Origin of the sequence: Geobacillus sp. B4113_201601 (assembly GCF_001587475.1) — a bacterium.
Lineage (GTDB): Bacteria > Bacillota > Bacilli > Bacillales > Anoxybacillaceae > Geobacillus > Geobacillus icigianus.
Genome location: NZ_LQYX01000074.1, coordinates 26993 through 53786 on the forward strand (window position 1 = coordinate 26993; position 26794 = coordinate 53786).

The following is a 26794-nucleotide window of genomic DNA, read 5'->3' on the forward strand; positions in this document are numbered from 1 at the left end:
CGCGACACGAGGGCGGCAAACGTTTGTGAAAAACGTGTTTTCTTGGCTTTTCACTAAAAAGGGCGGTGACGACATGGCACATGATGTTCTTGAGCATTGTTTCTCCGATCGAAAAGCTCTGAAGCATGCGGCGGAGCGAAAATCGATGTTCCCGCTCTTTTATTTCTTGATTTTTTTCGCGTTTGGCGCATTGTTTCCGCTGTTGTCCCTCTATTTGCAGGAAGAGGCGCGCTTGGCGGGGACGGCCATCGGCTGGATCATGTCGCTCCCCCCGATTGTGACGATGGCGGCGCAACCGCTGTGGGGGATGGCTGCCGACTATACGCGCAAGCCGGTCGGGTTGTTGATGATGGCGCTTGGGCTGGCGGCGCTGTTCGGATGGTTGTATTCGTTCGCCGATGGGTATCGGGCGTTTGTGGTGCTGACCGTTCTTCTTTCAGCGGCGCAAAGCGCCATCGTGCCGCTTTCCGATAGCATCGCTCTTGAGCATGTGCGGACGCGAGGGGGAAACTACGGTGCGATTCGGCTTTGGGGGTCGCTCGGATTCGCCGCAGCGGTTCTTTTGTCCGGTTGGTTGTCCGAGCGTTTCGGATTCGCCGCCATCTTTTACGCATTTTCGGCGATGCTGTTGGCGGCGGCCGCGTTGGCTGCCCGGCTGCCGCGCTCGCAGGCGGCGCCGACGGGGCGGTTGACGAGGCGCGCTATCGGCGGGTTGCTGTCGATTCGCCCGTTCCGTTTGTTGTTGGTGGCCGTCTTTTTGCTGTTCGGCCCGATTTTGGCCAACAACTCATATTTCGGGCTGCTCATTCATGAGCTCGGGGGAACGCTCACCGGCATCGGGGTTGCTTTTTTGCTCGCGGCTGGCAGCGAGGCGCCGTTTATGAAAGCGGCCGATCGCCTCATTCTGCGCTTCGGCATGGCCCGTCTGTTGCTGTTTGCGGCGTTCGTGTCGGCTGCCCGCTGGTGGCTGTATGTCGCCGATCCCCCCCTTTGGCTTGTGTATATGACGGCAGTGGTTCAAGGGTGTTCGGTCGGGCTGGCGATTCCAACCGCGCTCCAGTGGGCGCGCCGCTTGGCACCAGAGCCCGTGCAGGCGACGGCTGTGGCGCTGTACTCGGCAGTCAGCAACGGCTTGGGCGCGTGGTTTTGCACGCTGGTGGGCGGTTATTTGCTCGAGCGCTGGGGGATGGGCGCGGTCTATTCGTTTTTTGGTGTCTGTACGCTCGCTGGCGCCGCGGTGCTTTTGGCGCTTAGAAAACGAGAGGATCAAATGGGCAGGTGAACAGATTGAAACGGACTCATTATTTTATCGCGGTTCCATTGACGGATGAGGCAAAGCAAGCCATGGCTCGCTTTGCGGATCAGGCGGCGCCATCGCTGCCGTTCCGAACATGGGTGCACGAAAAAGACTACCATATTACTCTCGCTTTTTTGGGCGATGTGCCGCCGGATCAGATGGTGCCGCTTTCTGAGGCGTTAGCGGCAACGACCGCCCATCATGCCTCGTTTTCCCTTCAGCTCGCTAGATTAGGGACGTTTGGGGAGCGGAAGGCGCCGCGCGTTTTTTGGCAAGGCGTCATCGAAAGCGAGCCGCTGCGCGCGCTGCAGCGCGATGTGTACGAAGCGTGCCTCCGCCTTGGCTTTTCCCTCGATCGGCGCCCGTTTGCCCCGCATATTACGATCGCCCGCCGCTGGCAAGGGGAAGAGCCGTTTGCGCCGGACTGTCTTCGCCCATTGGCGCCCGCTTCGGCGACGTTTTCTGTGCCCGAAATCGTGCTGTATCGGACGAATATGGAGCGGACGCCGAAGTATGAAGCGATGGCCGCGTTCCCGCTGCTTGGGACGCCGACGGCCAGCAAGCGGTAGGAGGAAGGAGGCCATGGCACAGCTCATCAAGCTGCGGGATTGCATTTCTCGCTATGAAACGGACATTTATCATTATGTGCCGGAATTCATCCGCTTGAAAAGGCGGCAGTGGGAGCGGGCGAAGGCGCGATGGGAGGCGGAGCGAGAAGAGTGGGATAGGGGGAGCGGTGGCACGATTGAAATTAGGGAAGATTGGCTTGATCAGCCGTCGTGGTGGGAGCGGCTGTTTCGGCGGCGCGCTGATGAGGTCGCGGACGAGCCGCCGGCAGCGTCGCCGGGGGCTTCGACATTGGATGAATTGAAGCGGCAGTTTCTAGAGGAGATGTTCGCACTGCAACTTCGTTGGGCGAGTTCAACGGTCGGGCATGCTTCGTCTTTCGATGAGTCGCTATACAGAGATGAAACGCTGAAATATTTGTTGCAGCGGTTTCCAGACACGCATTTATGTTTTTATCGACCGGTCGCTATCGTTGGGCGGGCGGCGGTGGAATTGGACACGGTGGTGGTGACGCCGACGGCCGCTTGGTGTCTCGTCTTCGCTGAAGGAGCGCGTGATAACATCATCATCGCCTCGACCGGGCGCTTTTGGGTCGAGCGAGCTGGAGCGGTTGAGCGGAAGCGGGTCAGTCCGGTGGCGTCGCTGCGACGAACGGTTCGGGTCGTGACCGATATTTTTGAAAAAGAAGGGATCGATTGGCCGCTTCACCCGGTGCTCCTCAACCGGTATGGCTATGTCGACAGCGGCGGTTTGTTTCCGTTCGTTCACTATATTGATAAGCGAAATTATGATGAATGGTTTTCGCGGCTGCGCCGTTCTCCGCTTCCGCTTCGCCATGGGCAGCTGAAGGCAGCGGCCGCGTTGCTTCGCCATTGCGCCAGTTTTTACGATGAGCGGCTTGCCTGGGCGGATAGCGAGGAAGGCGGATCATGAGCGATGGAAGCGCGCTCGACGTATTTGGGGCACCGGTGGTTCGCTCGGAAGTTGGCAGTTTTCGGCATGGAGGCGGGCACGAAAAATGTTTGCATGCCGGGGCGGTATTTCAGTATAATACAAGTAAAATGAACGGAAGAAGGACGCGGCATAGCCGTCCTTTTTATTTGTGCGCAAGAAGCAAACGGACACGTTTTTCTATTTTTTAAGTCGCAGGTGAACAAGCTTTGGAACAGTTATTAGGTAAGGAGTGGGAGATCACTCCGGCTGGCGGCGCTACAGGGGATGCGTATTTTGCCGAGTATGAAGGGAAAAAGCTGTTTTTGAAGCGGAACTCTTCGCCGTTTCTTGCCGTTTTGTCGGCGGAAGGGATCGTTCCGAAGCTCGTCTGGACAAAACGGTTGGAAAACGGCGATGTGTTTACGGCTCAGCAGTGGCTAAACGGCCGGGAGCTCAAGCCGTGTGAGATGGGGAGCGGCCAAGTGGCAGCGCTGCTCCGAAAAATTCATACGTCCAAGGAACTGGCGGCCATGCTCATGCGGCTCGGCAAGTCTCCGCTGCCTCCGAGCGGGCTGCTGGCTGCGCTGGAACGGCAGCAGCGGCGCCAGCCGAGCGGGGAGCCTTTGGTTCGAAAAGCGCTGGACTGGCTCGAACAGCGCGTTTGGTCGCTGCCTGACGATCAGCGTGCCGTTTGCCATTGCGACATCAACCATAACAATTGGCTGTTGGCTGATGACGGCACGTTGTATTTAATCGATTGGGACGGCGCGGTCATCGGCGATCCGGCGATCGACATCGGCATGTTGCTTTATTTGTATATTCCGCGCGCTAGGTGGAACGCATGGCTTGACCGTTATGGGCTGGCGTGGAGCGAGGGGCTTGCCCTTCGAATCAAATGGTACACGCTTGCTCACGCGCTTCATTCGCTGTTTTGGCCGAAGGGAAAAGACCGCGACAAAGAGCGGGAGCAGTCGCTTCATTTAGTGAAACGGGTGCTGGCTGGCGACGAAGCGGAGCCATAAGCGAAAGAGGTCGCCCGTGGCGAGGATTGTCCGAGATGGCCCGGATCAACGGAGCGAGCCGTAAGCGAAAGGCGGTGATCGGCGGCTCCCTCGCCCCTTTGGCGCCCGGCGAGCGCGGATGGGCCCGGAACTTAGGAAACGTACGGACCCGTTGTCTAGAAGGCTGGTGACTTAGGGGCAATACCGCTTTCCAACATTGTTTCTCAAACAACGCTACCCTTTCACACTTGGAATTTTTAACCAATCGAGCGAATCGGTTGTTTTTCACCAGCCTTCTAGTTCTTGGCCACGCGGTCGCCCGCCGGGAGGGCGCTGGCGCGAGGGAGCGAAGAAACGCGGGGCCGAAACAAGATCGCCGCCTAGCTCCGCTGGGCAAAAAACCGATCCGGCCCAAGCCGGTCGATTAGCGGCCGAGCAGAGCCGGGTTACGACAGTTGGTCCACCCAGTCAGCCAGCTCGCGTTGGTGCGCGCTAATGTGGGCGTTCAGATCGGCGGTGAATTTCCCGCCTTGTCCGTAGGCATAAATGTTCGGCAGAATGTCCTTGACATTTGCGCTCACTTCGTTGTTCGCAAGCAGCGACTTGACAAGCCGTTCGATTTGCTCGCATTCGGCCACCGTTCCGCAGCAATCGAGTTGATGTTCCGACAAAATGTCGCGGAGGATGGTCAATTGGTGGGTGTGGTCGAGCGGCATGTCGGTCACCGTCCTTTCACAAAATGGGTACGGTTGTAGCATGCCCCGGCGGTGCGCCGTTTATAAGAGAGCGAGCGAGAAAACCCACTTTTTTCGATGGGGGATGAAAGCGAGCCCAACGATCTAACCCGATGGGACGGGCGATGACACACCTTTTCACTCGGGCGTTGTCCGAACCAGAAATGAATGAAGGCGTGAACGATCTTAGGATGAAATCACGAGTCTTTTGGGCTGTTTGCTTCTTTGACTGCCACTCCTTCAAGGCAACAAATCGAACATGAGTAGAGGTGTCCATATGCGTTTGCGCAACAAACCATGGGCGAAAGACAAAATCGCCGCTTATCCGCAACATGTCATCCCTGATCCGGAAGCCCAGCGCGGGCGCTGGCACGAGCTGTTTGGCAACGACGGGCCGATTCATGTAGAGATCGGCACGGGGAAAGGGAAGTTTCTCACCGAAATGGGCCGTCTTCACCCCGATATGAATTTTATCGGCATTGAGCTGTACCCGAGCGTGCTCGTGTCCGCGCTTGACAAGCTGATCGAAAGCGGGCTTCCGAACGTCAAGCTGCTCAATGCGAACGCCAAAGACCTCACCGCCTTTTTCGCCGAAGGAGAAGTCGCCCGCATTTATTTGAACTTTTCCGATCCGTGGCCGAAAAAGCGGCACGAAAAGCGGCGTCTGACGCATCGAGGTTTTTTGTCGCTCTATGAGCGCGTTTTGGCAGAAGACGGAGACATCCATTTGAAAACGGACAATCAGTCGTTTTTTGAATACTCGCTTGTCAGCTTGTCCCAATACGGATTTGTGCTTGCCGCCGTTCAGCTCGATTTGCATCGGAGCGATGTCGTCGGCAACGTCATGACGGAGTACGAGGAAAAATTTTCCTTAAAAGGGAACCGCATTTATCGCTGCGAGGCGGTGCGCCCGCCTAGGCGGCCATGATCGGCGCTGGCTGAAAAAGGGAACTGCTTTTAACCTAATGGAAGTAGCGGGCCAGCGCGGCGGCCGGAGAGGACGGATGGGTGACCGCCTGCTTTGAACCTAATGGAAGAAGCGGTCTCGCGCTTCTTGGGTAAGGCCGCCGATTCAGCCTGCTTTTAACTTACCTAACGGAAGAAGTCTCCCACTTCAAAACAAAGTGAAAAAAGGAGATGAATTCCGGTTCCATCTCAAAAAGGAAGGTCGGCTCCCTTCAATCACCAGCCTTTTAACCGTCCGCGTAGGCGATGGGAGTATGTCACGACATAACAACCAGCAAGCACATATAGACGAGAGAGGGCGCTCTTTTTGCATCCCTCTCTTTTTGATTTCCACCCGATGAAGAAAATGGTACACTAAAGATAGGGGGGAGAGGAGCATGGAGCAATTGACAGTCGGACAAGTGACATTGACTTGGCTGAACGGAGGAGTTACGCATCTTGACGGCGGGGCGATGTTCGGGGTTGTGCCGAAGCCGCTTTGGTCGAAAAAATATCCGCCCAATGCCAACAATCAAATTGAGCTGCGCACCGACCCGATTTTGGTCGAGGCCGGCGGCAAGCGGTTGCTCATTGAGTCCGGCATCGGCAACGGCAAGCTGACTGAGAAGCAAAAGCGCAATTTCGGCGTCACCGAGGAATCGGCGCTTGACGAATCGCTCGCCGCCCTTGGGTTGACGCGCAACGACATTGATGTGGTTCTCATGACCCACCTTCATTTCGATCATGCGTGCGGGCTGACGGTTTGGGAAGACGGCCGGCTCGTACCGGCGTTTCCGCGCGCGGCCATCATCACTTCGGAGGTCGAGTGGGAAGAGATGCGCCAGCCCAACATTCGCTCGCGCAACACGTATTGGAAAGAAAATTGGGAACCGATCGCCGACCAAGTCGTGCCGTTTGCGAAAGAAACGGAAGTCGTCTCCGGCATTCGCCTCATACATACCGGCGGGCATAGCGCCGGCCATGCGATCATCTTGATCGAATCGGAGGGGGAAATGGCGATCCATCTCGGCGATTTGCTCGGCACGCACGCCCATCAAAACGTCCTTTGGGTGATGGCGTATGACGATTACCCGATGGATTCGATTTTCGCCAAACAGCGCTGGCTTCCGTACGGCATCGAGCGGAACGCGTGGTTTACGTTTTACCACGATGCCTATTACCGGGCAGTCAAATGGGGGGAGGACGGCGCGATCGCGGAACAGGTGAAGCGCAACCGGCCGTCGCTATAACGGCCGCGTGTCAACGATGGCGCCGGTGTACGTGTTCACCCAAAACTCGTCATCCCCGTCATCGCGGCAAAGGCCGCCGCGGTAGACGGTGTACGTCCACCCGTTTTTTTCATAGCGCTCGGGATGGGTTTGAATCCAAGAGCCGCGAATCGGGTGCGCCCCGCCGAGCGCTTGTTTTGCCAGCTTCAGCGCGCGTTCGGGCGAAAGAAGCGCAGGGCGGCCGGAAGCGCGCGCCATGTACAGGGCCGCGGCACCGACGGCGGCGCCAACGAGCCACTTTTTCCAAGCCATGTGCACATTCCTCCTTTTGCTTTGCTATCGTTTAGTATAGCCGATGTTGGCGAACGATGTAAGCAAAGCGGAAGGGAAAAAGAAAGGAGAACGGTGATGAACGAAGACACACGGCAACTGTTTCAAACGCTGACCGAACTGCCGGGAGCGCCGGGCCATGAACACGCGGTGCGGCAGTTTATGCGCAATGAGCTCGCCAAATACGCGGATGAAATCATTCAAGATCGCCTCGGCAGCATTTTCGGTGTCAAGCGCGGCGACGAGACGGGCCCGACGGTGATGGTCGCCGGCCATATGGACGAGGTCGGGTTTATGGTCACGGCGATTACCGACAATGGCATGATTCGCTTTCAAACGCTCGGCGGCTGGTGGAATCAAGTGCTGCTCGCCCAGCGCGTGCAAATTATCACGAACGACGGACCGGTCGTCGGCGTCATCGGCTCGATTCCGCCCCATTTGCTCGATGACGAGCAGCGGAATAAACCGATGGAAATCAAACAGATGCTCATCGACATCGGTGCGGAAAGCCGTGAGGACGCCGAGCGGATCGGCATTCGTCCGGGGCAGCCGATCGTGCCGGTCAGCCCGTTTACGGTGCTGGCAAACGGGAAAACGGTGATGGCGAAAGCGTGGGACAACCGGTTCGGCTGCGGGCTCGCCATCGAGCTGTTAAAAGAGCTGAAAGAGGAATCGGTGCCGAACGTGTTGTATGCCGGCGCCACGGTCCAAGAGGAAGTCGGGCTGCGCGGGGCGCAGACGGCGGCAACGATGATCGATCCGGACATCTTTTTTGCCCTTGAGGCGAGCCCGGCAAACGACATGTCCGGCGACAAACAGGCGTTTGGCCAGATCGGCAAAGGAGCGCTCGTCCGTTTGTACGACCGGACAATGGTGATGCACCGCGGCATGCGCGAGTTCGTGCTCGATACGGCGGAAACGATTGGCGTTCCGTATCAGTTTTTCATTTCCCCAGGCGGAGGGACGGACGCCGGACGGGTTCATATCGCCAACCGCGGCGTGCCGTCGGCGGTGATCGGCCTTTGCGCCCGTTATATTCATACGCATGCCGCGATCATTCACGTCGATGATTATGCGGCGGCAAAAGCGCTCATCGTTGAGCTTGTCAAACGGTGCGACCGGGCAACCGTTGAAGCGATCCGCGCCAACAGCTAAACAAAAACGAATGGCGGCAAAGAGGCAAAACAGATCAGGGGGAGAAGCATCGGCTTCTCCTTTTCCATGCTAGGAGGTTGAGCAATGAAAACAATTGCGGTCGGAACAAAGAACGAAGCGAAAATCGCTGCCGTCCGCGCGGTGTTCGGGGAGACGGGCGATCGCCTCGTTCCGCTTGAGGTGCCCTCAGGCGTCTCCCGGCAGCCGCTTTCGGACGAGGAAACGCGGCGTGGCGCGATCGAGCGCGCCAAGCGGGCGCTGGAAGCGATAGAGGCGGACATCGGCATCGGGCTTGAGGGCGGTGTGATGAACATCGACGGGCAATGGTGGCTTTGCAACTGGGGAGCGCTCATTGACCGAAACGGCATGACGGTCGCGGCCGGCGGCGCGCGCCTCGCCTTGCCGCCGGAGCTCGGCGCCGGGCTTGAGGCGGGGCGCGAGCTCGGCGAACTGATGGAGGAGTATACAGGGCGGCGGAATATCCGCACAAAGGAAGGGGCGATCGGCGTATTTACGAACGGACGCATCGACCGCGCGGCGATGTTTTCCCATATCGTCGCGCTGTTGGCTGGCCAATACGAATTTTTTTGTCAAAACGGTCCGTTCACGGTATGATAAAGGAGAATCGCTGGCGCCGCCATAAAACAAGGAGGCAGACGGATGAACAGCCGGCAAATGTATGAAATGATCAAGGAACGTCTCGCAACTTATCCGCACTGGACGTTCCACTTTGATGCCCGACAAGACACGATGCGCATCGAAGACCGCCGCACGAACAAAGGGGTGACGATCTCGCTTCCCGGCGTGATCGCCAAGTGGCACGAACAAAAAGACGAAGCGGTGCGCGAAATCATTTATTACGTGGAAGAAACGCTGAAAACGATGGAGGAAGCGGCAACGCTTTCCGGAAACGAACGGAACATTTATCCCGTCATTCGCTCGACGTCGTTTCCGACGGAAACGAAAGAAGGCGTTCCGCTCCTTTATGATGATCATACGGCGGAAACGCGTGTTTACTACGCGCTTGATCGAGGGAAAACGTACCGCTTGATTGACGAACGAATGATCGAGAGCGAGCGATGGAGCCGCGACCGGGTGAAAGAGATCGCCCGTTTTAACGTTCGCTCGCTGCCGACGCCGGTCAAAGAAGACCGCGTCGCCGGCAACGTGTTTTATTTTGTCAACACGAACGACGGCTATGACGCGAGCCGAATCCTAAACGATGCGTTTTTGGCCGAAATGCACACGCGCATCGAAGGAACGATGGCGTTGGCCGTTCCGCATCAAGACGTGCTCATTCTTGCCGATTTGCGCAATGAGATCGGCTACGATGTGCTCGCGCAAATGACGATGAGCTTTTTTGCCGGCGGCCGCGTGCCGATCACGGCGCTGTCGTTTTTATACGAAAACGGCAAACTCGAACCGATTTTCATTTTAGGAAAAAAACGGAGAACGTAAATAAGGAGGAGCCAAGCGATGAACGTGTTCTACAACCGCGAAGGGATCGGTGATGTGCTGCTCGTATCGCTAAAGCCGACAGCTGACGAGGAGCGGGCGTTTACGAAACAAGGCGATGTCGTCCGCATCGTTTCTGAGCGCACCGGCGAGCCGGTCGGCTATAATATTTTTTCCGCTTCTTCCTACTATCCGTTTTCAGGAAACGGCCCGCTGGAAGTGAACGAGGAACTCGTCGGCATCATCAATGATATTTTGGCAAAAAACGGCTATGATGAACAGATTGACGCGGACTTGTCGCCGAAATTCGTCGTCGGGTATGTGAAGGAAAAAGCGAAGCATCCGAACGCTGACAAGTTGAGCGTCTGCCAAGTCGATGTCGGCGATGAGGTGCTGCAAATCGTCTGCGGGGCGCCGAACGTTGCCGAAGGGCAAAAAGTCGTCGTCGCGAAAATCGGCGCGGTCATGCCAAGCGGTCTCGTTATTCAAGAAAGCGAGCTGCGCGGCGTCCGGTCATCGGGCATGATTTGCTCGGCGCGTGAGCTCGGATTGCCGAACGCTCCGCAGGAAAAAGGCATTTTGGTGCTTTCCGACGAGTACGAAGTCGGTCAACCGTTTCGTTTTTAGCAGGCGGTGAACGAACGTCACTGGAAGTTCCGGTGGCGTTTTTTCCCGTCTTTTCCCAGCAGCAACCAAGCGGGGCAAGCGGCTCGGAACGGGTCACCGGACCGGCGTTCGGCCCCTAGAAAGAAAGCGTGGAATGAATCGATGAATTGGTGGAAACGATGGCTTCGTTTTTGGACAGGCGAGGAAGAGAGGGAAGAGAGCGGGGCGCCCATTCGTCGCCTTCCGTCGGCCGGAACGTTTGACGAGGGCGAGGCAAGCGGTGGCGATCGATATCCGCAAGGCCGTTTTCGTTTCCCGCTCATTCCCGATGATCCGCCTTCCGAAAGGCGGGAGGCGCCGCAGCGGCCCGCAGGAGAAGAAGTCCGGAACAATGTCAACCGTCAGCGAGCGGGCGGTGCGATGAGAAGAGAAGGAGAAAAGCGGCCGTTCCGACCGTCCGATGTGCCTTCTCCCGTTTTTGGCTATCATAAGCAGAAACGCGAACAACAGGAAGCGGCGGAGGAGCGGAACGCGGTCTCCTTGGCGCCGGAACGGGAAAGCGCTAGGCTGCGGACAGCGCTAGAACGCGGAAACGTTCGGCCGGGTGGGCCGTCGACCGCAGCGGAGGAAACTGAAGCGGACAAAAGCGCCGGCTCGCGTCGCCAGCCGCCGAACGAGATGAACGATGGGAGCGCCCAATCGTCTAGCGACACCGGAACGCGATGGCGCGCTGCGGAGTTGGGGGAGCCGGCAGTCGAAGAAGCCGTTCCGAACGCGGATCGGGCTCCGACGGAAGAACGGCTCGATGACAGCGGCGCCAGTGCGTTCGTTGGCGATGACAGCGGGCCGCTTGCCGAGCGAGCGGCGGGCTGCCAGAAGACGGCGGCGCACCAAGGGAACAGCGACACCGGTTTCGGTCGAGCCTCATTGGTCCCCTCCTTTCACCGTCATCAAATCCGGAACAGCGACATCGGTATCGATCGAGCGGAAGCGGCGCCGGTGACTGAGCCGCCGGTGGCCGACGAAGCGGAGGAGGCGGCGGAACAGGGGGACAGCCAGCACTTATGCGGCGTTGAGCCGTCCAAGTCGCCGACTGACGAAGGGAAAGCGGACGGCGAAGGAGACGGGCGGCTGCCGCAAGAGGTGCCGGAAGAAACGGCGGCACCATCGCAGGAGAACGATCAGGGTGGCGAGCTGGCGGCCGTTTCTTCCAAAGTGGAGCGGATCCGCATCCCGTATAATGTCATCATGTTGCAGCAGGACCGGCGCAAGCTGGCTGAGAAGACCGTTTCCAGCCCGAACCGCTATCGCCGGCCGCCGCTTGCGCTTCTTGACCCTCCGGCGGAACTGGACGTCCGCGATGAGCAATGGCTGGCGGAACAGTGCGCCCGTCTCGCCCGGACGTTTGAAAGCTTCCATATTGGTGCCAACGTCGTCGGAGCGACCCAAGGGCCGACCGTCACCCAATTTGAAGTGCAGCCCGATTTAGGGGTGAAAGTGAGCAAAATCACCAGTTTGCTCGATGACATCAAGCTCAGCTTGGCGGCGGAAGACATCCGGATCGAAGCGCCGATTCCCGGCAAGCGGACGATCGGCATCGAAGTGCCCAACCCCGCGAGCCGTCCGGTGCGTCTGCGAGAAATCCTAGAAAGCAGCGCCTTCCGCGATCGCCATTCGCCGTTGACCGTCGCGCTTGGACTCGACATCAGCGGCGCGCCGGTTGTCACGGATATTCAAAAAATGCCGCACGGACTGATTGCCGGAGCGACCGGCTCGGGCAAAAGCGTCTGCATGAACGCCATGCTGGTCAGCATGTTGTATAAAGCCGCCCCTCATGAAGTCAAATGGCTGTTGATCGATCCGAAAATGGTCGAGCTCGCTCCGTACAACGGTTTGCCCCATTTGCTCAGCCCGGTGATCACCGAGGCGAAGGCGGCAGCCGGAGCGCTCAAATGGGCGGTCGGCGAGATGGAGCGGCGATATGAACGGTTTGTCCATGCCGGCGTGCGCGACATCGAAAAGTACAACCGCCATCTTCGTGAAGCCGGCGGCGGTGAGCCACCGCTGCCGTATATCGTCATCGTCATTGACGAGCTCGCCGATTTGATGATGGCCGCTCCGGCCGATGTCGAGGAATCGATTTGCCGGCTGGCGCAAAAGGCGCGCGCGTGCGGCATTCATTTGCTGATCGCCACCCAACGGCCATCGGTCGATGTCATTACTGGGTTGATCAAAGCGAACATCCCGACTCGCTTGGCGTTTTCCGTCTCTTCCCAAGTGGATTCGCGCACCATTTTGGATGCGAATGGGGCCGAGCGGCTGCTAGGGCGCGGCGATATGCTGTTTTTGGAAAATGGATCGGCCAAACCGATTCGGCTGCAAGGCTGTTTTATTTCCGATGAAGAAATCGAGCGGGTGACCGCGCATGTAAAGGCGCAGCAAAGCCCTTCCTATCTGTTCAGCTCGGACGATTTTCGCCAAGCGGCGGCGTTTGGCGAAGAAGATGACGATTTGTTCGACGAAGCGTGCCGGTTTGTCATCGCGCAAGGCGGGGCATCGACGTCGAGTTTGCAGCGTCACTTCCGCATCGGCTACAACCGCGCCGCCCGATTGATCGAGATGATGGAAGAGCAAGGGCTGATTTCCGAAGCGCGCGGCAGCAAACCGCGCGAGGTGTTGATGAGCGAGGAAGAATGGGAGCGCCGGCGCGGGCAAGGCAGCTAAGCGCGGGCCGATCAAGGTAGTGTTTTGGCCGGCATCATGCTATAATGGGAAAATGAAACGACCGGCACAGCCGGATGAAAGAAATGGCAAAACGAGTGTGAGATCATATACTGTCTTACAGAGAGACGATGGTTGGAGGGCTTAGCGATGACCGTTTACCATTTTGTTGGCATTAAAGGCACGGGGATGAGCGCGCTTGCCCAAGTGCTTCACGGCCTTGGCCATACCGTGCAAGGCTCGGACGTGGAAAAATGGTTTTTTACGCAGCGGGCGCTTGAGGAGCGGGGCATTCCGATTTTGCCTTTTTCGAGAGACAATATTCGCCCGGGCTGCATCGTCATTGCCGGCAACGCGTTTCCGGATACGCATGAGGAGATTGAGGCGGCCCGCGAGCTCGGCGTTCCTGTCATCCGTTACCATCGCTTTTTGGGCGAGTTGGCCAGCCAGTTTACAAGCGTTGCGGTGACCGGTTCGCACGGAAAGACGACAACAACGGGGTTGCTCGCTCATGTGATGCAAGGAGCGCATCCAACGTCGTATTTAATCGGGGACGGAACGGGAAAAGGGGAGCCTAGCAGCCAATACTTCATCTTTGAAGCGTGCGAATACCGCCGGCATTTCCTATCCTATTTTCCAGACTATGCAATCATGACGAATATTGATTTCGACCATCCTGATTATTTCGCCAATATTGACGATGTGTTTTCGGCGTTTCAGGAAATGGCGAATCAGGTGAAAAAAGCGATCGTCGCCTGTGGAGACGATCCGTATTTGCCGAACATTCAAGCGAAAGTGCCGATGTTGTTTTACGGGCTTGGCGAAGAAAACGACGTTCAAGCGCGCAACATCGTGAAAACGTCGGACGGGATGGCGTTTGACGTGTTTGTGCGCAACACGTTTTTTGCTTCGTTTGCCATTCCGCGCTTCGGCACTCACAATGTGCTCAATGCGCTTGCCGTCGTCACCCTTTGCCACTATGAGGGAGTGGAGGCCGAGGTGATCGCCAAAGGGCTGCAAACGTTCCAAGGAGTGAAGCGCCGGTTCAGCGAAAAGACGGTCGGGCGCCAAGTGCTCATCGATGATTATGCCCACCATCCGCGCGAGATTACGGCGACGTTAGAAGCGGCTAGGCAAAAATATCCGGGGCGTGAAGTCGTCGCCATTTTCCAGCCGCATACGTATACAAGGACGCAAACGTTTTTGCGCGAGTTCGCCGAAAGTTTGCGGCAAGCCGATCACGTGTATTTGTGCGACATTTTCGGCTCGGCGCGCGAACATGAAGGCGAGTTGACGATCCGCGATTTGCAGGCGGAAATTCCGCGTTCACATCTGCTCGCGGAAGAAAATGTCGCCGTGCTCAAGCGACATCAAGACGCGGTGCTGGTGTTTATGGGCGCCGGTGACATTCAAAAATTCCAGCAGGCGTATGAGCGGGTCGTTCTTTCCGCCTGACGACCGTCAAGCAAGCGGGCCAAGGAGGGGAAGGCCCGCTTCTGTTTCAAGTCGAAACCATTAGGGTAAAAAAAACAGAAGAGGGGAGGAAATGGAGTGGAGTGGATGTTGTATGCAAGCCTCGCTGTCGTGGCGCTTGCTTTTGCGCTTTTGGCCGTTTACATAGCGAAAACGCTGACGGTGTTGCAGGAGACGCTCCGGCGCTTAACGGAAATGATCGGCCACACGGATGAGCAAGTGCAAGCGGTGGCGGGGGAAATGCGCCAGCTTTTGCAGACGGCTAACGGGGTTGCCCATGATGTGCAAAAAAACGTTCACGCCCTTTCCGGGGTGGTGGAAGCCGTTGGGGAAACCGGGGAGGCGCTGAAATTGGCCAATCGTGCCCTGCGTCAGACGGCGGCCACGCTTTTGCGCGCGGCCGATTCATCGAAAATGAAATGGTGGGAAACGCTGCAAAAGGCAAATGTTTTCCGCAAACGATGGGCAAAATGGAGAAGAAAACAATCAGGCAAGGAGGTTGAAATCAATGGGCAAAGACAATAACTTTTTGCTTGGCGCACTGGTTGGCGGTTTGGCCGGCGCGGCGGCGGCGTTGTTTTTGACGAGCGAAAAAGGGCGGAAATGGCTCGCCGAATGGGGCGATCAAGAAGCATGGAAGCCGGTCAAAGATACGGCGAACGACTTTTTGACAACGGCGAAAGAAAAAACGAAAGAAGTGGCAGAATACATCCCGATTAAAGCGAACGAAATGGTGTCGAATGTCGGTGCAGCCACAAAGGAAGCAGCCGCCAACGCCAAACAAAGACTCAAAGAAACGGCCAATCAAATGAAACATACGGCAAAAGAAATGATGACCACGGTGGAAAAAACGATCAGCGAAACGGCGCCGCGCGCCAAACAGGTCGCAGATCGAGCCGCCAAGAAGGTGGAACAAGCGGCGGATGAGGTGGCGGCGCAGGCGGGAAATGCCGTTGACAACGTGGCGAAGATCGCCGAAAACATAAAAGACGTGGCGGCGTCAGGAAACATGGACCGCGACACGCTCCAACGCCTTCTGAAAGAAGCGGAAACGGCCTTGGATGATGCCGAGAAAAACGTGAAGCCGCCGAAAGAAGGGGAGAGCTATGGGCATGAAGAAGCTGGAGACGATCGAACAGTTTGAACGCCTCAAGAGTGAAACGGGCCGCTTTTTGTTCGTCAAGCACAGCCTGACCTGCCCGATCAGTCGGGCGGCGTTCCGCGAATGCGAAACGTTTGCGGCCGACCATCCAGAGCTGCCCGTATATTGCTTGTACGTCCAAGAGGCGCGCCCGCTTTCCAACCATATTGCCGAGACGACCGGGGTGAAGCACGAGTCGCCGCAAGCGTTGCTGTTTGAAAACGGCCGCGTCGTTTGGCACGCCTCGCATGGGAACATCACGTACGCGACGCTAGAAACGGCGGCGGGAAGCTGATTTCTTCAGACGAGCGGACGGCTATTGTCGCCAGCACGGGATGAACGAGGTTGGCGGTGGCCGGCCGCTCGTTGTTTGACGCACAAAGCAAGTTCCTTCACAATCGCCGGCTGTCCGGCGCTTGTCTCGCCAAGCTCGTCTGCCCTCGTTTTTTGTTTTTTGCTTTAATGCTTAAAAGCGTTTAATTAAAAAAGCAATTTTTTCGTGACAACGATGCGGCTATCGATTATAATAAACACTAATTAAAAAACTCCGTTCGCCATGACGGGGATGCCGCTGGGCGGCGCAATGATGTACGATATTGGGAAAGGATGAGGGAAGCATGAGCAATGACAGATTAGACGAGCTGCGGGCGCGCGTGGACGAGATCAACTTGCAGCTGCTGAAGCTGATCAATGAACGGGGGCGGCTCGTTCAGGAAATCGGCAAAATCAAAGAGGCGCAAGGAACGCACCGCTATGACCCGGTGCGCGAGCGGAAGATGCTCGACCTCATCTCCGAGCATAACGACGGGCCGTTTGAAACGTCAACGCTGCAGCACATTTTCAAGGAGATTTTCAAAGCGGCGCTCGAACTGCAGGAGGACGACCATCGGAAAGCGCTCCTTGTCTCGCGCAAAAAACATCCGGAAAACACGATCGTCGAGATCAAAGGGGAGCGAATCGGCGACGGCAGCCAGTATTTTGTCATGGGGCCGTGCGCGGTCGAAAGCTATGAGCAGGTCGCCGCTGTCGCTGCCGCGGTGAAGAAGCACGGCATTAAATTGCTGCGCGGCGGCGCCTACAAACCGCGCACCTCGCCGTACGACTTTCAAGGGCTCGGCGTGGAAGGGCTGAAAATTTTAAAACGGATCGCCGATGAATTTGATTTGGCGGTCATCAGTGAAATCGTCACACCGGCGGATATTGAAACCGCCTTGGATTATATCGATGTCATCCAAATCGGCGCGCGCAACATGCAAAACTTCGAGCTGCTCAAGGCAGCTGGTCAAGTAAACAAGCCGATTTTGCTCAAGCGCGGTTTGGCGGCGACGATCGAAGAGTTTATCAACGCCGCCGAGTACATCATGTCGCAAGGAAATGGGCAGATCATTTTGTGCGAGCGCGGCATCCGCACGTACGAGCGGGCGACGCGCAACACGCTCGACATCTCGGCGGTGCCGATCTTGAAGAAAGAAACGCACTTGCCGGTGTTCGTCGATGTCACCCACTCGACCGGGCGGCGCGATCTGCTTCTCCCGTGCGCCAAAGCCGCCTTGGCGATCGGCGCCGACGGCGTTATGGCCGAAGTGCATCCGGATCCGGCTGTCGCCCTGTCCGATTCCGCCCAGCAAATGGACCTTGCCCAGTTTGATGAGTTTATGCGGGAAGTGCGCGCCTTCCAGCGCCAGTTTGTTCAAGCGTAACGCCGCTTCCCCGGCTTGCGCCGTACAGGGTCCGCCGAAAAAAGCCGTCCATTTGATGGGCGGCTTTTCTCATGCCCGGCGATTGTTTGGGGAAAGCTACCTGTGAACGGTCGTTTGTGAACCAATCCGCTGTTTCCGCCCGTTGTTGTCAAGCGGTGCCGTTCGTGAACGGTTTGTGAACAAACCGGCAAAATGGTTGCGATTTCGTTGCGAGTTGGCGATAATGTATCGTATGATAGGTGTACATACATTCGGAATTCACCGGGTATCGGATCGAGTAAAAAGGAGTGAACGGAATGACCGTAACGATTTACGATGTGGCCCGTGAGGCGAACGTTTCGATGGCGACCGTTTCGCGCGTCGTCAACGGAAACCCGAACGTCAAACCATCGACAAGGAAAAAAGTGCTTGAAGCGATCGAGCGGCTTGGCTATCGCCCGAACGCTGTGGCGCGCGGCCTCGCCAGCAAAAAAACGACGACGGTCGGGGTGATCATCCCGGATATTTCGAGCATCTTCTTCGCCGAGCTGGCCCGCGGCATTGAGGACATCGCCACGATGTACAAATACAACATCATTTTGAGCAACTCCGATCAAAACAAGGAAAAGGAGCTGCATTTGCTCAATACGATGCTCGCCAAGCAAGTGGACGGCCTTTTGTTTATGGGCGGGACGATCACCGAGGAGCACGCCGCCGAATTTCAAAAGTCGTCCGTGCCGATTGTGCTGGCGGCGACGATGGGTCCGGAGGAGATTCCGTCGGTCAACATCGATTACGAGCAGGCGGCGTTTGAAGCGGTGACGTATTTGTTGGAAAAAGGGAACCGCCGCGTGGCCTATGTGACTGGGCCGACCGACGACCCGATCAACCAGCGGAAGTTGGCCGGGTATCGCCGGGCGCTTGAGGAGCGCGGGGTGTCGTATGATGAAGAGCTCGTCATCGAGGGCGACAACTCGTACGATTCGGGCTTGGAGGCGTATGAAAAAATCGCCGAGCTTGCCGAACGGCCGACGGCGGTGTTTGCAGGCACCGATGAAATGGCGCTTGGCATCATTCACAGCGCCCAAGACCATCGGGTGCGCGTGCCGGATGACTTGGAAGTCGTCGGTTTTGATAACACGCGATTGGCGACGATGGTGCGGCCGCGGCTGACGACCGTCGTCCAGCCGATGTATGACATTGGAGCGGTGGCGATGCGGCTGTTGACGAAGTATATGAACAAAGAGCCGGTTGACAACCATATCGTTGTGTTGCCGCACCGACTCGAGGTACGCGAGTCGACGAAATGACAAAACGGCTGATTCCACGCCTAGACGCGTTCGGAATCAGCCGTTTTCGTTCGCTGGGGCAAAAAAGGATTCATTCCGCTCTTTTGCCAAGCGGGATGTTTGCCGATCGTGAAGGCCGTTGGCTCATCCCAAGCGCTGGCGCGAAGCCGCACAGGAAAGGAGGAGGCGCCGTTCGCCCGGCGAGCGGGGCGGACCGCCAGCTGCCGAAGTCGTCCGGCGTTGGGGCTGTCGGCAGCGGCCGGCGTTCAGGACATCGCCGCGTCCGCTTTGCCGCCTAACATACGGCTACAGCTGGTTCGAATGGGAACGGCGGATGAACGACAACGCCTTTTCCACCGTATGGGCGTTTTTCTCGTTAATTTCCGCTCGGCGCGGAATGGGCGGGTACAAATCATCCGGGTCATCCCACTCGAGCGGCAGCGCGACGGGTGAAAGCGGTTGCCATCGTTCGCGCCAAGCGGCCGGCAATGGGCCGAACACATCGGCTTGATCGGTCATCTCCAGCCAAAGGAGGGCCCATGCCCGCGGCACGACGCGCCAGATGTCGTAGCCCCCGCCGCCGACGGCGATCCAGCGTCCGCCGCAATATTCATGAGCGATTTGATGCGCAAGTCTTGGAATGACCCGATACGTTTTCATCGTCACCGACAAATGGGTGAGCGGGTCATAGTAATGGGCATCGACTCCGTTTTGCGTCACGATGACGTCGGGACGGAAAAAATCGGCGATTTCCCGGAGGGCGGTCGTGTAGGCGGCCAGCCATGATTCATCTTCCGTAAACGCGTCGACCGGAATGTTGAACGAATAGCCATACCCCGCCCCATGCCCTCGTTCGTTGACATTTCCCGTCCCTGGAAACAAGTAGCGGCCCGTTTCATGAATCGAGAACGTGCAGACGTTCGGATCATCGTAAAACGCCCATTGCACCCCGTCCCCGTGATGGGCGTCGGTGTCGACGTACAATACGCGCAGCCCGTATTTTTCCCGGATATATTGAATGGCGACCGCGCTGTCATTGTAAACGCAAAAGCCGGACGCCTTGCCGCGAAACCCGTGATGCAAGCCGCCGCCTAGGTTGAGCGCGTGCTCCACCCGCCCGGACAGCACGGCGTCGACGGCGGTGAGGGTGCTGCCGACAAGCAGGGCGCTCGCTTCATGCATGTTTGGAAACACCGGCGTATCTTCTGTGCCAAGGCCGTAGTTGAGCGCCACCGCCTCCGGCAGTTCGCCGCGCCCGGCTGCTTTGACCGCCGCAATGTACGAACGGTCATGAATGAGCGCAAGTTCATCGTCCGTCGCCATGCGCGGGGCGATGATATGTCGATCATCCAAAGCGCCGAGCGTGCGCAGCAAATCATGCGTCAGTTTGACCCGCAGCTGGTTGAACGGGTGGTCGTCATGAAATTTGTACTGAAGAAAATCCTCGCTGTAAACGAATGCACAGTTTCGGCTCATGACGTAACCCCCGGCAAGTTCGGCCATAGCACGTGATAGCCGGCGTTTTGCAAGTCGCGGATCAACGGCAGCGGGTTCATCGTCTGCACGCGGAAGACTAAAATTTTGTCGTTCGGGTCCGGGTCGGGGTACAACAGGACGCTGGCGATGTTGACATGGCGCTCGCTGATGATGGCCGCCGCTTTGCTGAGCATTCCGGCTTCGTTCGGGACTTTAATTTCGATTTGCGATCCCGGCTGATGCACGCCGGTCAGTTCCACGAACGTGCGCAATAAATCCGTCTGCGTAATGATGCCGACGAGTTTTCCGTTGTTGACGATCGGCAGGCAGCCGATGCGGTGTTCGTAAAAGAGCGCGGCTACTTCCTCGACAAAGTCGAGCGGATGGCCGACGATGACGTCGGTGTTCATGATGGAGCCGACCGGTTTTTGCAGGTCATCGAGCTGTTTAGGAAGATCGTCAATCGGCGGGCTGGCGCTGCGCAAATCGCGGCTGGTGACAAGCCCGATCAAGCGCCCTTCGTCATCGACGACCGGCAAATGGCGGATGCGGTGCGTTCGAAGCAGCTGCAGCGCCTCAGCGATCGTGTTCGCGGCGCGGAGCGTAACGACCGGCGATTTCATGATTTGCTCAACAAGCATCGTTTCCCTCTCCCTTTATGAGGCTGGTGATTTAGTGCAAAAACGACTGATTCCACTCATTTCTCAATTAGAAAAAACCTTGCAGAATCCGCTTTCTCTTCTGAATGAAAACGCCGCCGATCGGCGTGTGACAGCGGTTTGTCACCGGCTTTTTAGGCATCCGATATGTTAGTACATGTAGCGGTTCATAAACCGAAGCCGGTCGAACCGTTGGATCGATTCGGCGTCGACCCGTTTGCCGATGCGGACCATCAAGCAGTTCGCCGGATGCGAGCAAATTTCCGGGTCGTCGGTCGCATACCAGACAAGTCCGCCGGCGTTCATCATTTTCTCCATCACTTTTCGGTATTCCCATACGTTCAGCCCAGTGCCTTTTAGATCCCAATGCCAATAATATTCGGTTGTAATGATGATGTAGTCTTCCATGGCATCGTCCATCATCGAGACGATCAGCAAATTTTTGCCGACGCCAAACCCACGAAACTCGGGGATGACTTCAATGGCGCCCAGTTCAAGCAAATTTTCCATGTTCCCTTCCGACCACCGCTCGAGCGGGTCGGGATACAAAAACGTCACATAGCCGACGATCGTTTCGCCGCGGCGGGCGATAATGATGCGCCCCTCGGGAAGATGGGCGATGTCAATGAGCGCGCGGTGCTGTTTCTCGGGTTGGCGAAAGGACGTCAAATCATGGTGAAACGCATAGCGGGCCAACGCTTCCGGCGTCACTGGCCCTTCGATGAGCAGCGTTCCTTTTGGTGTTTTCAGCTCTTTGGCATTATACGTTTTTCGATGCTCCATTCGGTCACCACCTGAATCGATCGTTCTGCTTCCATTATACATGAAAACAGGAATGAAAACGCTATCATAACAAGCGATTCAAAAAAAATTCAAAAAGCGAGGACGATGAATATTTTAAAAATTGAGAAACTGTGAACGATCCACTATAATAAAAATGTAACCACTTACATAAGGGGGATCGGAGAATGAAGACGGAACTGTTGCCAGCCGTACAAGGGGATTACAACTTGAAAAGCTATGAGGACACATATCCCCATTTTCAATGGTCAGAAGCTGAGAAAGCATTTTCTTGGTATGAAACGGGACGAGTCAACATGGCGTACGAGGCGATCGACCGCCATGCCGAATCGTTCCGCAAGAATAAAGTGGCGCTTTACTACCGTGATGCGGTTCGGAAGGAAAAATATACGTTCAAAGAAATGAAAGAGCTGTCCAACCAAGTAGCGAACGTGTTGAGACAGACGGTTGACATTCAAAAAGGCGATCGCGTGTTTGTTTTTATGCCGCGTTCTCCGGAGCTGTATTTTGCCGTTCTTGGCATCATCAAAACGGGCGCTATCGTCGGACCGCTGTTTGAGGCGTTCATGGAAGACGCGGTGCGCGACCGTCTCGAAGACAGCGGGGCGAAAGCGATCGTGACGACGCCGGAGCTGCTGCCGCGCGTGCCGGTCGGCGACCTGCCGGAGCTGAAATACGTTTTCTTGGTCGGGGACGGCATCACCGAGGAAGGGCCGTACATCGATTTGAAAACGCGGATGAAGGAAGCGAGCAAGCACTTTGACATCGAATGGGTCGACCGCCAAGACGGGTTGATTTTGCATTACACCTCCGGTTCAACCGGCAAGCCGAAAGGTGTTTTGCACGTCCATAACGCGATGATTCAACACTATCAAACGGGGAAATGGGTGCTCGACTTAAAAGAGGACGACATTTACTGGTGCACGGCCGACCCGGGCTGGGTGACCGGGACGTCGTACGGCATTTTCGCCCCATGGCTGTGCGGAGCGTCCAGCGTCGTCGTCGGTGGCCGGTTCAGCCCGGACGCTTGGTATCAAACGATTCAAGATTTCGACGTCACCGTTTGGTACAGCGCGCCGACGGCGTTCCGCATGCTGATGGGCGCCGGCGATGAGATCGTGAAAAAGTACGATTTAAGCTCGCTCCGCCACATTTTGAGCGTCGGCGAGCCGCTCAACCCGGAAGTGATTCGCTGGGGGATGAAAGTGTTTGGCCGCCGCATCCATGACACGTGGTGGATGACGGAAACAGGGGCGCACTTGATCTGCAACTATCCGTGCATGGCCATCAAGCCGGGATCGATGGGGAAACCGATTCCGGGCGTTGAGGCGGCGATCATCGACGACCAAGGCAACGTCCTGCCGCCGTACCGGATGGGCAACTTGGCCATCAAAAAAGGCTGGCCGTCGATGATGAAAACGATCTGGAACAATCCGCAAAAATATGAATCATATTTCATCGGCGACTGGTACGTCTCCGGCGATTCGGCCTACATGGATGAAGACGGCTACTTCTGGTTCCAAGGGCGCGTCGATGATGTCATCAACACGTCGGGTGAGCGCGTGGGGCCGTTTGAAGTCGAAAGCAAGCTCGTTGAGCATCCGGCGGTGGCTGAAGCCGGCGTCATCGGCAAGCCAGACCCGGTGCGCGGCGAAATCATCAAGGCGTTTATCGCGCTTCGTGAAGGGTACGAGCCGTCCGAGGAGCTGAAAGAGGACATTCGCCAATTTGTGAAACAAGGGCTCGCTGCCCATGCGGCGCCGCGCGAGATCGAGTTCCGCGACAAACTGCCGAAAACGCGGAGCGGGAAAATTATGCGCCGCGTCTTAAAAGCGTGGGAGCTCAACTTGCCGACCGGCGACTTGTCGACGATGGAAGACTGAACATTTGCTAGACGGCTGGTGAAAAGCGGTTGTTTCTTTTCGGCAATGGGGGAGCGTGTGAAAGGCGATCTGATGTGACAGGGTGTTTCTATTTGGGAAACAAGATTGGTGTGCGGCCGGCTCCCTTCAATCACCCGCCTTCTAGAGGGCTTGGTGAAAAATCATTGTTTGCCTTGATCAACGATGGAACGTGTGAACATAGAGGCTAATGGAACAAGCTTTTCTACTCGGAAAAGCGGTTGTGCGAGTAAATCACCTGCCTCCTAGAGCGGGCTCAAGAAAAGGATAGAATAAGGGTGGGCCGAAGCGCACCGTTGCATTTGGGGGCCACGCCGGGTGAAACAAACGGGGCGAGTAGGGTCGAACAAAAAATGAGGGAGGGTGTCCCAACGGGGGCGGGACACCCTCTTTATTTACTAGATACGAATCGGCTGCTTCTGTTGGCTGTTGTGCTCCTCTTAGGCTGGTGATGTAATCGTGGATACAGCTTTACAACGAAGGGATCAGTCGGCATCCGTCTCTTCCTCGGCTGCTTCCGAATGGGGAGGAGTGTCGTTCTTCGCCCCGTCCTCGGCGGCCGGCGGTGTGGGTCGTTCGGCCGCCGTCTGCGAAACGAGATTGGATGGCGCCGATTCTTGGCCGGCGATGTCCACTGCCGTGACATCGTACGATGCTCCGGGTTCGAGCGCGGAAAACGCCGTCGGCTCCCCGGCTTTCACCACCGCCACTACGCGCCGCGCTCTGCCATCGCCCACTCGGTAGACGCGATACCCGATGACATCGCGTTCGCGGTGGGGCGTCCAGACAAGGGTGTGGCCATCAAGACGCGCGGACGGAGGGGCGGGCGGATGGCCGTTTTCTTTGAGCACCGCAGCGGTGAAATCCATTCTGTCCCAGTCGTCTTTCGCCATTTCCCAAGCGGCGAGCAGCTCAGGCTGGGCGATGACTCCGCGGGTGACAAACTCCTCTGGCGTCGTCGCCAACGCTAAGTAGCGGCGTCCGTCAATGACCACGAGCCGGCTTTCCGTCAAATCGGCGCCGCTCCCTTCTTTGGGCGCAAAGCGCGTATTGTACAAATCGTAGCGGACAAGCCCGGCTTTTTGGCACGCCTCCGACGGGCTGAGGCCGGTGGCGGCGCAGTAGGCGCGCCGGACGATGCCTCCAGGCATGGCAAACCGCTCCCGCGGAGCGATGAGCTTCGGATGAACCCGATAGGCGGCGTTCATGAACTGCGCCCACAACAGTTGGGTACGTTTCCCATAGGAAAGCCCTTTATAATACGTTTCCAGCGGCGCTGGCCGGTCGTAGCCGATCCAAACGCCAAACGTAACGTTCGGGTTGACGGCGACAAACCACGAATCGCGGTTGGCTTGCGACGTGCCGGTCTTGCCGGCCCAGTCGGCGGAAAACGCTAAATAGCTAGGCAGTGAAGACGCCGTTCCGCCATGGAGCACATCGCGCATCATGTCGATCATCAAGTACGATGTTTGCGGGGAAAAGACGGAAACGGGCTTGCTTTGATGTTGATAGACGACGGTTCCGTTCTTGTCAACGATTTTTTCAATCATATAGGCATCGACAAACGTGCCGTAGTTGGCGAACGTTGCGTAGGCGTTGACGTTTTCTTCGACGGTGATGCCGACGTTTGTTCCGCCGATCGCTAAGGCCGGATGGCTTTCCTCTTGCTTGGTAACGCTGGTGATCCCCATTTTGTGCAAATAGTCGACCGGGTGGCGATGCTGAATTCGCATGTAGGCGCGAACGGCTGGGATGTTGAACGATTGCTGCAAGGCATAGCGCGCCGTGACGAGCCCGTGCGTTTTCCCATCCGCGTTTTTTGGCTTGTACGAGCCGATGGACAGCGGAAGGTCAGGGATGATGGTAGCGGGCTGGACGATGCCCATTTCCATCGCCGGTGCGTACACCAAGAGCGGCTTCATCGTTGAGCCGTTGGATCGGTGCGCTTGGGTGGCATGGTTCAGCTGTTCGCGCTTATAGTCGCGCCCGCCGACAAAGCTGAGGATTTTGCCGGTTTTGTTTTCGATGAGCATCGCCCCGACTTCCACAGGCTGGCGATGGGCGATCGTTTTGCCTGTTTGTTTGTCTTTCGCGTAATAGACGTTGTCGTTGCCATAGTATGGATAGCGGGCGGCGATGCGCTGCATTTGCTCATACAGGTCCTTGTCGATCGTCGTGTAAATTCGGTATCCGCCTTGGCGCAGCGCTTTCTCGGCTTCACCGACGTAGCGCTGGAACAGAGAAGGGTTGCGCTTCAGTTTGGCCGGTTGGTGGCCGTCGCGCTTAGCGAGCACCTCCGCTAAAATGTCTTTGGCTCGCCGCTCAATTTCCATGGTCAAAAACGGATACTGCTCGAACGGCGAGGGCTTCGGAGCGGCGAAATGCTTGGCGACGTCGTATGCCAGCGCCTCGTTGTACTGCTTCTCGGAAATGTAGCCGGCGCGTTTCATCCGGTAGAGCACGGTTTTCATCCGCCGCAGTCCGGCCGAAATGTCCGGTTTGACGCTGCCGTCTGGCGCAAACGGCGTATAGACGAACGGATTTTGCGGCAAGCCGGCCAAAAAGGCGGCTTGGGCGAGGTTGAGGTCTTTGGCGTTAACGCCAAACACTCCTTGTGCGGCGGCTTGAATGCCGGCGATGTTCCGTCCCGAGGAACTGCGGCCGAACGGCACGACGTTCAAATACGCCTCTAAAATTTGTTGTTTGGAAAAAAACGTTTCCAATCGCAGCGCCAAGAGCATTTCTTTCGCTTTGCGCTCAAACGATACTTCGTTGGTGAGGAGCTGGTTTTTGACGAGCTGCTGCGTAAGCGTGCTGCCGCCGCTTTTGATCGGCGAGTTGGTCAGCTCCTGGAACATGGCGCGGATGACCGCTTTCGGAACGACCCCGTGATGCTCGTAAAAATGTTCATCTTCGGTAGCGATGATGGCTTGCACAACATACGGGGAGACATTAGACAGCGGCACCGCCTCGCGGTCGAGGTCGGACCGGAAGCGCCCTAAATAGACCCCATTGGCAAAATACATATGGCTCGTTTCCTCGTAACTGGAAATCGCGCTGTACATGCTCTCGCGTGAAGGGGCGTCCATATCTTTGACCAAAAACGCGAAATAGCCCGCGCCCGCGCCGACAGCAAAGCAGGCGAGACAAAGCAGGGCGACGAGCAACGCGAAGACGGTGTTCCAAACGAGGCGGTAAGTACGTGAAAAATAATGCCACGTTTTTTCCAAAGAAAGTGGAAACGGCTGGTGTTTCATGACGGCCCCCCTATCTTGGCCAATCGGTGTTTCTATAAGTATACCATACCGATGGCGGCTGTTGTGGAATTTTGCCGTTTTTTCGCTGCTGAAGACGAAAAAGGACGCAAATTTTGGTCGGGGCGTTGCGTGCACCCGGTTGACA

The 26794-nt window shown here is 57.0% G+C and carries 25 protein-coding genes; 19 read left to right on the forward strand and 6 right to left on the reverse strand.

Annotated elements, in window-relative coordinates:
* Positions 1 to 73: 73 nt before the first annotated feature.
* From B4113_RS08895 to B4113_RS08910, 4 genes are all read left to right on the forward strand, one after another.
* Positions 74 to 1282 (forward strand): MFS transporter, encoded by a 1209-nt coding sequence (locus tag B4113_RS08895; RefSeq protein WP_081897309.1) that lies wholly within the window; start codon positions 74 to 76, stop codon positions 1280 to 1282.
* A 5-nt stretch (positions 1283 to 1287) separates the two neighbouring features.
* Positions 1288 to 1866, forward strand: a complete 579-nt coding sequence (gene thpR / locus B4113_RS08900; protein ID WP_033020168.1) for an RNA 2',3'-cyclic phosphodiesterase — start codon at positions 1288 to 1290, stop codon at positions 1864 to 1866.
* A 13-nt stretch (positions 1867 to 1879) separates the two neighbouring features.
* Positions 1880 to 2797, forward strand: a complete 918-nt coding sequence (locus B4113_RS08905; RefSeq protein ID WP_033020153.1) for an NERD domain-containing protein — start codon at positions 1880 to 1882, stop codon at positions 2795 to 2797.
* Positions 2798 to 3024: 227 nt separating this feature from the next.
* The gene (locus tag B4113_RS08910) at positions 3025 to 3819 is read left to right on the forward strand and encodes a phosphotransferase family protein (protein WP_033020152.1); all 795 of its coding nucleotides are present in this window, start codon (positions 3025 to 3027) and stop codon (positions 3817 to 3819) included.
* 425 nt (positions 3820 to 4244) lie between these two features.
* On the opposite strand, the gene B4113_RS08915 is transcribed toward B4113_RS08910, so the two are convergent.
* Positions 4245 to 4514, reverse strand: a complete 270-nt coding sequence (locus B4113_RS08915) for a YtzH-like family protein (protein WP_033844364.1) — start codon at positions 4512 to 4514, stop codon at positions 4245 to 4247.
* Between the two features lie 295 nt (positions 4515 to 4809).
* Here B4113_RS08915 and trmB point away from each other — a divergent pair, with 295 nt between their 5' ends.
* Together trmB and B4113_RS08925 are read left to right on the forward strand one after the other, a co-directional pair.
* Complete coding sequence (trmB, locus tag B4113_RS08920) at positions 4810 to 5460, forward strand: tRNA (guanosine(46)-N7)-methyltransferase TrmB (RefSeq protein WP_033021986.1); 651 nt, start codon at positions 4810 to 4812, stop codon at positions 5458 to 5460.
* 415 nt (positions 5461 to 5875) lie between these two features.
* A complete protein-coding gene (locus B4113_RS08925) occupies positions 5876 to 6727 on the forward strand; it encodes an MBL fold metallo-hydrolase (protein ID WP_033021984.1) in 852 nt (283 codons plus the stop codon).
* On the opposite strand, the gene B4113_RS08930 is transcribed toward B4113_RS08925, so the two are convergent.
* Positions 6722 to 7018 carry a PepSY domain-containing protein gene (locus B4113_RS08930; RefSeq protein WP_033021981.1) on the reverse strand — a complete coding sequence of 99 codons (297 nt, stop codon included), beginning with the start codon at positions 7016 to 7018 and terminating at the stop codon, positions 6722 to 6724. The genes B4113_RS08925 and B4113_RS08930 overlap by 6 nt on opposite strands.
* Positions 7019 to 7114: 96 nt before the next feature.
* On the opposite strand from B4113_RS08930, the gene B4113_RS08935 reads away from it, so the two are divergent.
* The 12 genes from B4113_RS08935 (at position 7115) to B4113_RS08990 (ending at position 18854) form a co-directional block, all read left to right on the forward strand.
* Positions 7115 to 8191: a M42 family metallopeptidase gene (locus B4113_RS08935; RefSeq protein ID WP_033021979.1), complete on the forward strand. Its 1077-nt coding sequence runs from the start codon at positions 7115 to 7117 to the stop codon at positions 8189 to 8191.
* Positions 8192 to 8275: 84 nt separating this feature from the next.
* Complete coding sequence (locus B4113_RS08940) at positions 8276 to 8806, forward strand: DUF84 family protein (protein ID WP_033021977.1); 531 nt, start codon at positions 8276 to 8278, stop codon at positions 8804 to 8806.
* Positions 8807 to 8851: 45 nt separating this feature from the next.
* Positions 8852 to 9649, forward strand: a complete 798-nt coding sequence (locus tag B4113_RS08945) for a DUF1444 domain-containing protein (protein WP_033021974.1) — start codon at positions 8852 to 8854, stop codon at positions 9647 to 9649.
* An 18-nt stretch (positions 9650 to 9667) separates the two neighbouring features.
* Positions 9668 to 10273: a YtpR family tRNA-binding protein gene (ytpR, locus tag B4113_RS08950; protein WP_033021972.1), complete on the forward strand. Its 606-nt coding sequence runs from the start codon at positions 9668 to 9670 to the stop codon at positions 10271 to 10273.
* Between the two features lie 141 nt (positions 10274 to 10414).
* On the forward strand, positions 10415 to 12976 hold the full coding sequence (locus B4113_RS08955; RefSeq protein ID WP_033021969.1) for a DNA translocase FtsK: 2562 nt from the start codon (positions 10415 to 10417) through the stop codon (positions 12974 to 12976).
* Positions 12977 to 13123: 147 nt separating this feature from the next.
* Positions 13124 to 14428 (forward strand): UDP-N-acetylmuramate--L-alanine ligase, encoded by a 1305-nt coding sequence (gene murC / locus B4113_RS08960; protein ID WP_033021967.1) that lies wholly within the window; start codon positions 13124 to 13126, stop codon positions 14426 to 14428.
* Positions 14429 to 14533: 105 nt separating this feature from the next.
* Positions 14534 to 14971 carry a DUF948 domain-containing protein gene (locus B4113_RS08965; protein ID WP_231559903.1) on the forward strand — a complete coding sequence of 146 codons (438 nt, stop codon included), beginning with the start codon at positions 14534 to 14536 and terminating at the stop codon, positions 14969 to 14971.
* Positions 14955 to 15590, forward strand: a complete 636-nt coding sequence (locus B4113_RS20500; RefSeq protein WP_081897244.1) for a YtxH domain-containing protein — start codon at positions 14955 to 14957, stop codon at positions 15588 to 15590. The genes B4113_RS08965 and B4113_RS20500 overlap by 17 nt, the downstream gene beginning before the upstream one ends.
* On the forward strand, positions 15553 to 15882 hold the full coding sequence (gene ytxJ / locus B4113_RS08975) for a bacillithiol system redox-active protein YtxJ (protein ID WP_033021963.1): 330 nt from the start codon (positions 15553 to 15555) through the stop codon (positions 15880 to 15882). Before B4113_RS20500 ends, ytxJ begins: the two co-directional genes overlap by 38 nt.
* Positions 15883 to 16204: 322 nt before the next feature.
* Entirely contained in the window at positions 16205 to 17287 is a 1083-nt protein-coding gene (locus tag B4113_RS08980) for a bifunctional 3-deoxy-7-phosphoheptulonate synthase/chorismate mutase (RefSeq protein WP_033021961.1), read from the forward strand.
* Between the two features lie 296 nt (positions 17288 to 17583).
* Positions 17584 to 18576 carry a catabolite control protein A gene (gene ccpA, locus B4113_RS08985; protein WP_033021960.1) on the forward strand — a complete coding sequence of 331 codons (993 nt, stop codon included), beginning with the start codon at positions 17584 to 17586 and terminating at the stop codon, positions 18574 to 18576.
* Entirely contained in the window at positions 18573 to 18854 is a 282-nt protein-coding gene (locus B4113_RS08990; RefSeq protein ID WP_033844362.1) for a hypothetical protein, read from the forward strand. Before ccpA ends, B4113_RS08990 begins: the two co-directional genes overlap by 4 nt.
* A gap of 7 nt (positions 18855 to 18861) precedes the next feature.
* On the opposite strand, the gene B4113_RS08995 is transcribed toward B4113_RS08990, so the two are convergent.
* The 3 genes from B4113_RS08995 to B4113_RS09005 form a co-directional block, all read right to left on the reverse strand.
* Positions 18862 to 20031: an acetoin utilization protein AcuC gene (locus B4113_RS08995; protein ID WP_033844361.1), complete on the reverse strand. Its 1170-nt coding sequence runs from the start codon at positions 20029 to 20031 to the stop codon at positions 18862 to 18864.
* Positions 20028 to 20672 (reverse strand): acetoin utilization AcuB family protein, encoded by a 645-nt coding sequence (locus B4113_RS09000; protein WP_033021957.1) that lies wholly within the window; start codon positions 20670 to 20672, stop codon positions 20028 to 20030. Before B4113_RS09000 ends, B4113_RS08995 begins: the two co-directional genes overlap by 4 nt.
* A gap of 168 nt (positions 20673 to 20840) precedes the next feature.
* Positions 20841 to 21473, reverse strand: coding sequence for a GNAT family N-acetyltransferase (locus tag B4113_RS09005; RefSeq protein WP_033021955.1), 633 nt, complete (start codon positions 21471 to 21473; stop codon positions 20841 to 20843).
* Positions 21474 to 21658: 185 nt separating this feature from the next.
* Between B4113_RS09005 and acsA the strand changes: the two genes are divergently transcribed.
* Positions 21659 to 23374, forward strand: coding sequence for an acetate--CoA ligase (gene acsA, locus B4113_RS09010; protein WP_033021953.1), 1716 nt, complete (start codon positions 21659 to 21661; stop codon positions 23372 to 23374).
* A 503-nt stretch (positions 23375 to 23877) separates the two neighbouring features.
* Here acsA and B4113_RS09015 read toward each other — a convergent pair.
* On the reverse strand, positions 23878 to 26649 hold the full coding sequence (locus B4113_RS09015; protein ID WP_051985104.1) for a transglycosylase domain-containing protein: 2772 nt from the start codon (positions 26647 to 26649) through the stop codon (positions 23878 to 23880).
* Positions 26650 to 26794 lie beyond the last annotated feature (145 nt).

Excerpts from the sequence above, each read along its gene's own strand:
- B4113_RS08990 (WP_033844362.1), top strand. The coding sequence starts at position 18,573 with ATGACAAAACGGCTGATTCCACGCCTAGACGCGTTCGGAATCAGCCGT.
- B4113_RS08930 (WP_033021981.1), bottom strand. The coding sequence starts at position 7,018 with ATGGCTTGGAAAAAGTGGCTCGTTGGCGCCGCCGTCGGTGCCGCGGCC.
- ccpA (WP_033021960.1), top strand. The coding sequence starts at position 17,584 with ATGACCGTAACGATTTACGATGTGGCCCGTGAGGCGAACGTTTCGATG.
- B4113_RS08940 (WP_033021977.1), top strand. The coding sequence starts at position 8,276 with ATGAAAACAATTGCGGTCGGAACAAAGAACGAAGCGAAAATCGCTGCC.
- B4113_RS08895 (WP_081897309.1), top strand. The coding sequence starts at position 74 with ATGGCACATGATGTTCTTGAGCATTGTTTCTCCGATCGAAAAGCTCTG.
- ytxJ (WP_033021963.1), top strand. The coding sequence starts at position 15,553 with ATGGGCATGAAGAAGCTGGAGACGATCGAACAGTTTGAACGCCTCAAG.
- B4113_RS09000 (WP_033021957.1), bottom strand. The coding sequence starts at position 20,672 with ATGCTTGTTGAGCAAATCATGAAATCGCCGGTCGTTACGCTCCGCGCC.
- B4113_RS09005 (WP_033021955.1), bottom strand. The coding sequence starts at position 21,473 with ATGGAGCATCGAAAAACGTATAATGCCAAAGAGCTGAAAACACCAAAA.
- B4113_RS08915 (WP_033844364.1), bottom strand. The coding sequence starts at position 4,514 with ATGCCGCTCGACCACACCCACCAATTGACCATCCTCCGCGACATTTTG.
- B4113_RS08905 (WP_033020153.1), top strand. The coding sequence starts at position 1,880 with ATGGCACAGCTCATCAAGCTGCGGGATTGCATTTCTCGCTATGAAACG.
- acsA (WP_033021953.1), top strand. The coding sequence starts at position 21,659 with ATGAAGACGGAACTGTTGCCAGCCGTACAAGGGGATTACAACTTGAAA.
- ytpR (WP_033021972.1), top strand. The coding sequence starts at position 9,668 with ATGAACGTGTTCTACAACCGCGAAGGGATCGGTGATGTGCTGCTCGTA.
- B4113_RS08955 (WP_033021969.1), top strand. The coding sequence starts at position 10,415 with ATGAATTGGTGGAAACGATGGCTTCGTTTTTGGACAGGCGAGGAAGAG.
- murC (WP_033021967.1), top strand. The coding sequence starts at position 13,124 with ATGACCGTTTACCATTTTGTTGGCATTAAAGGCACGGGGATGAGCGCG.
- B4113_RS08980 (WP_033021961.1), top strand. The coding sequence starts at position 16,205 with ATGAGCAATGACAGATTAGACGAGCTGCGGGCGCGCGTGGACGAGATC.
- trmB (WP_033021986.1), top strand. The coding sequence starts at position 4,810 with ATGCGTTTGCGCAACAAACCATGGGCGAAAGACAAAATCGCCGCTTAT.
- B4113_RS08925 (WP_033021984.1), top strand. The coding sequence starts at position 5,876 with ATGGAGCAATTGACAGTCGGACAAGTGACATTGACTTGGCTGAACGGA.
- B4113_RS09015 (WP_051985104.1), bottom strand. The coding sequence starts at position 26,649 with ATGAAACACCAGCCGTTTCCACTTTCTTTGGAAAAAACGTGGCATTAT.
- B4113_RS08945 (WP_033021974.1), top strand. The coding sequence starts at position 8,852 with ATGAACAGCCGGCAAATGTATGAAATGATCAAGGAACGTCTCGCAACT.
- B4113_RS08995 (WP_033844361.1), bottom strand. The coding sequence starts at position 20,031 with ATGAGCCGAAACTGTGCATTCGTTTACAGCGAGGATTTTCTTCAGTAC.
- B4113_RS20500 (WP_081897244.1), top strand. The coding sequence starts at position 14,955 with ATGGGCAAAGACAATAACTTTTTGCTTGGCGCACTGGTTGGCGGTTTG.
- B4113_RS08935 (WP_033021979.1), top strand. The coding sequence starts at position 7,115 with ATGAACGAAGACACACGGCAACTGTTTCAAACGCTGACCGAACTGCCG.
- B4113_RS08965 (WP_231559903.1), top strand. The coding sequence starts at position 14,534 with ATGTTGTATGCAAGCCTCGCTGTCGTGGCGCTTGCTTTTGCGCTTTTG.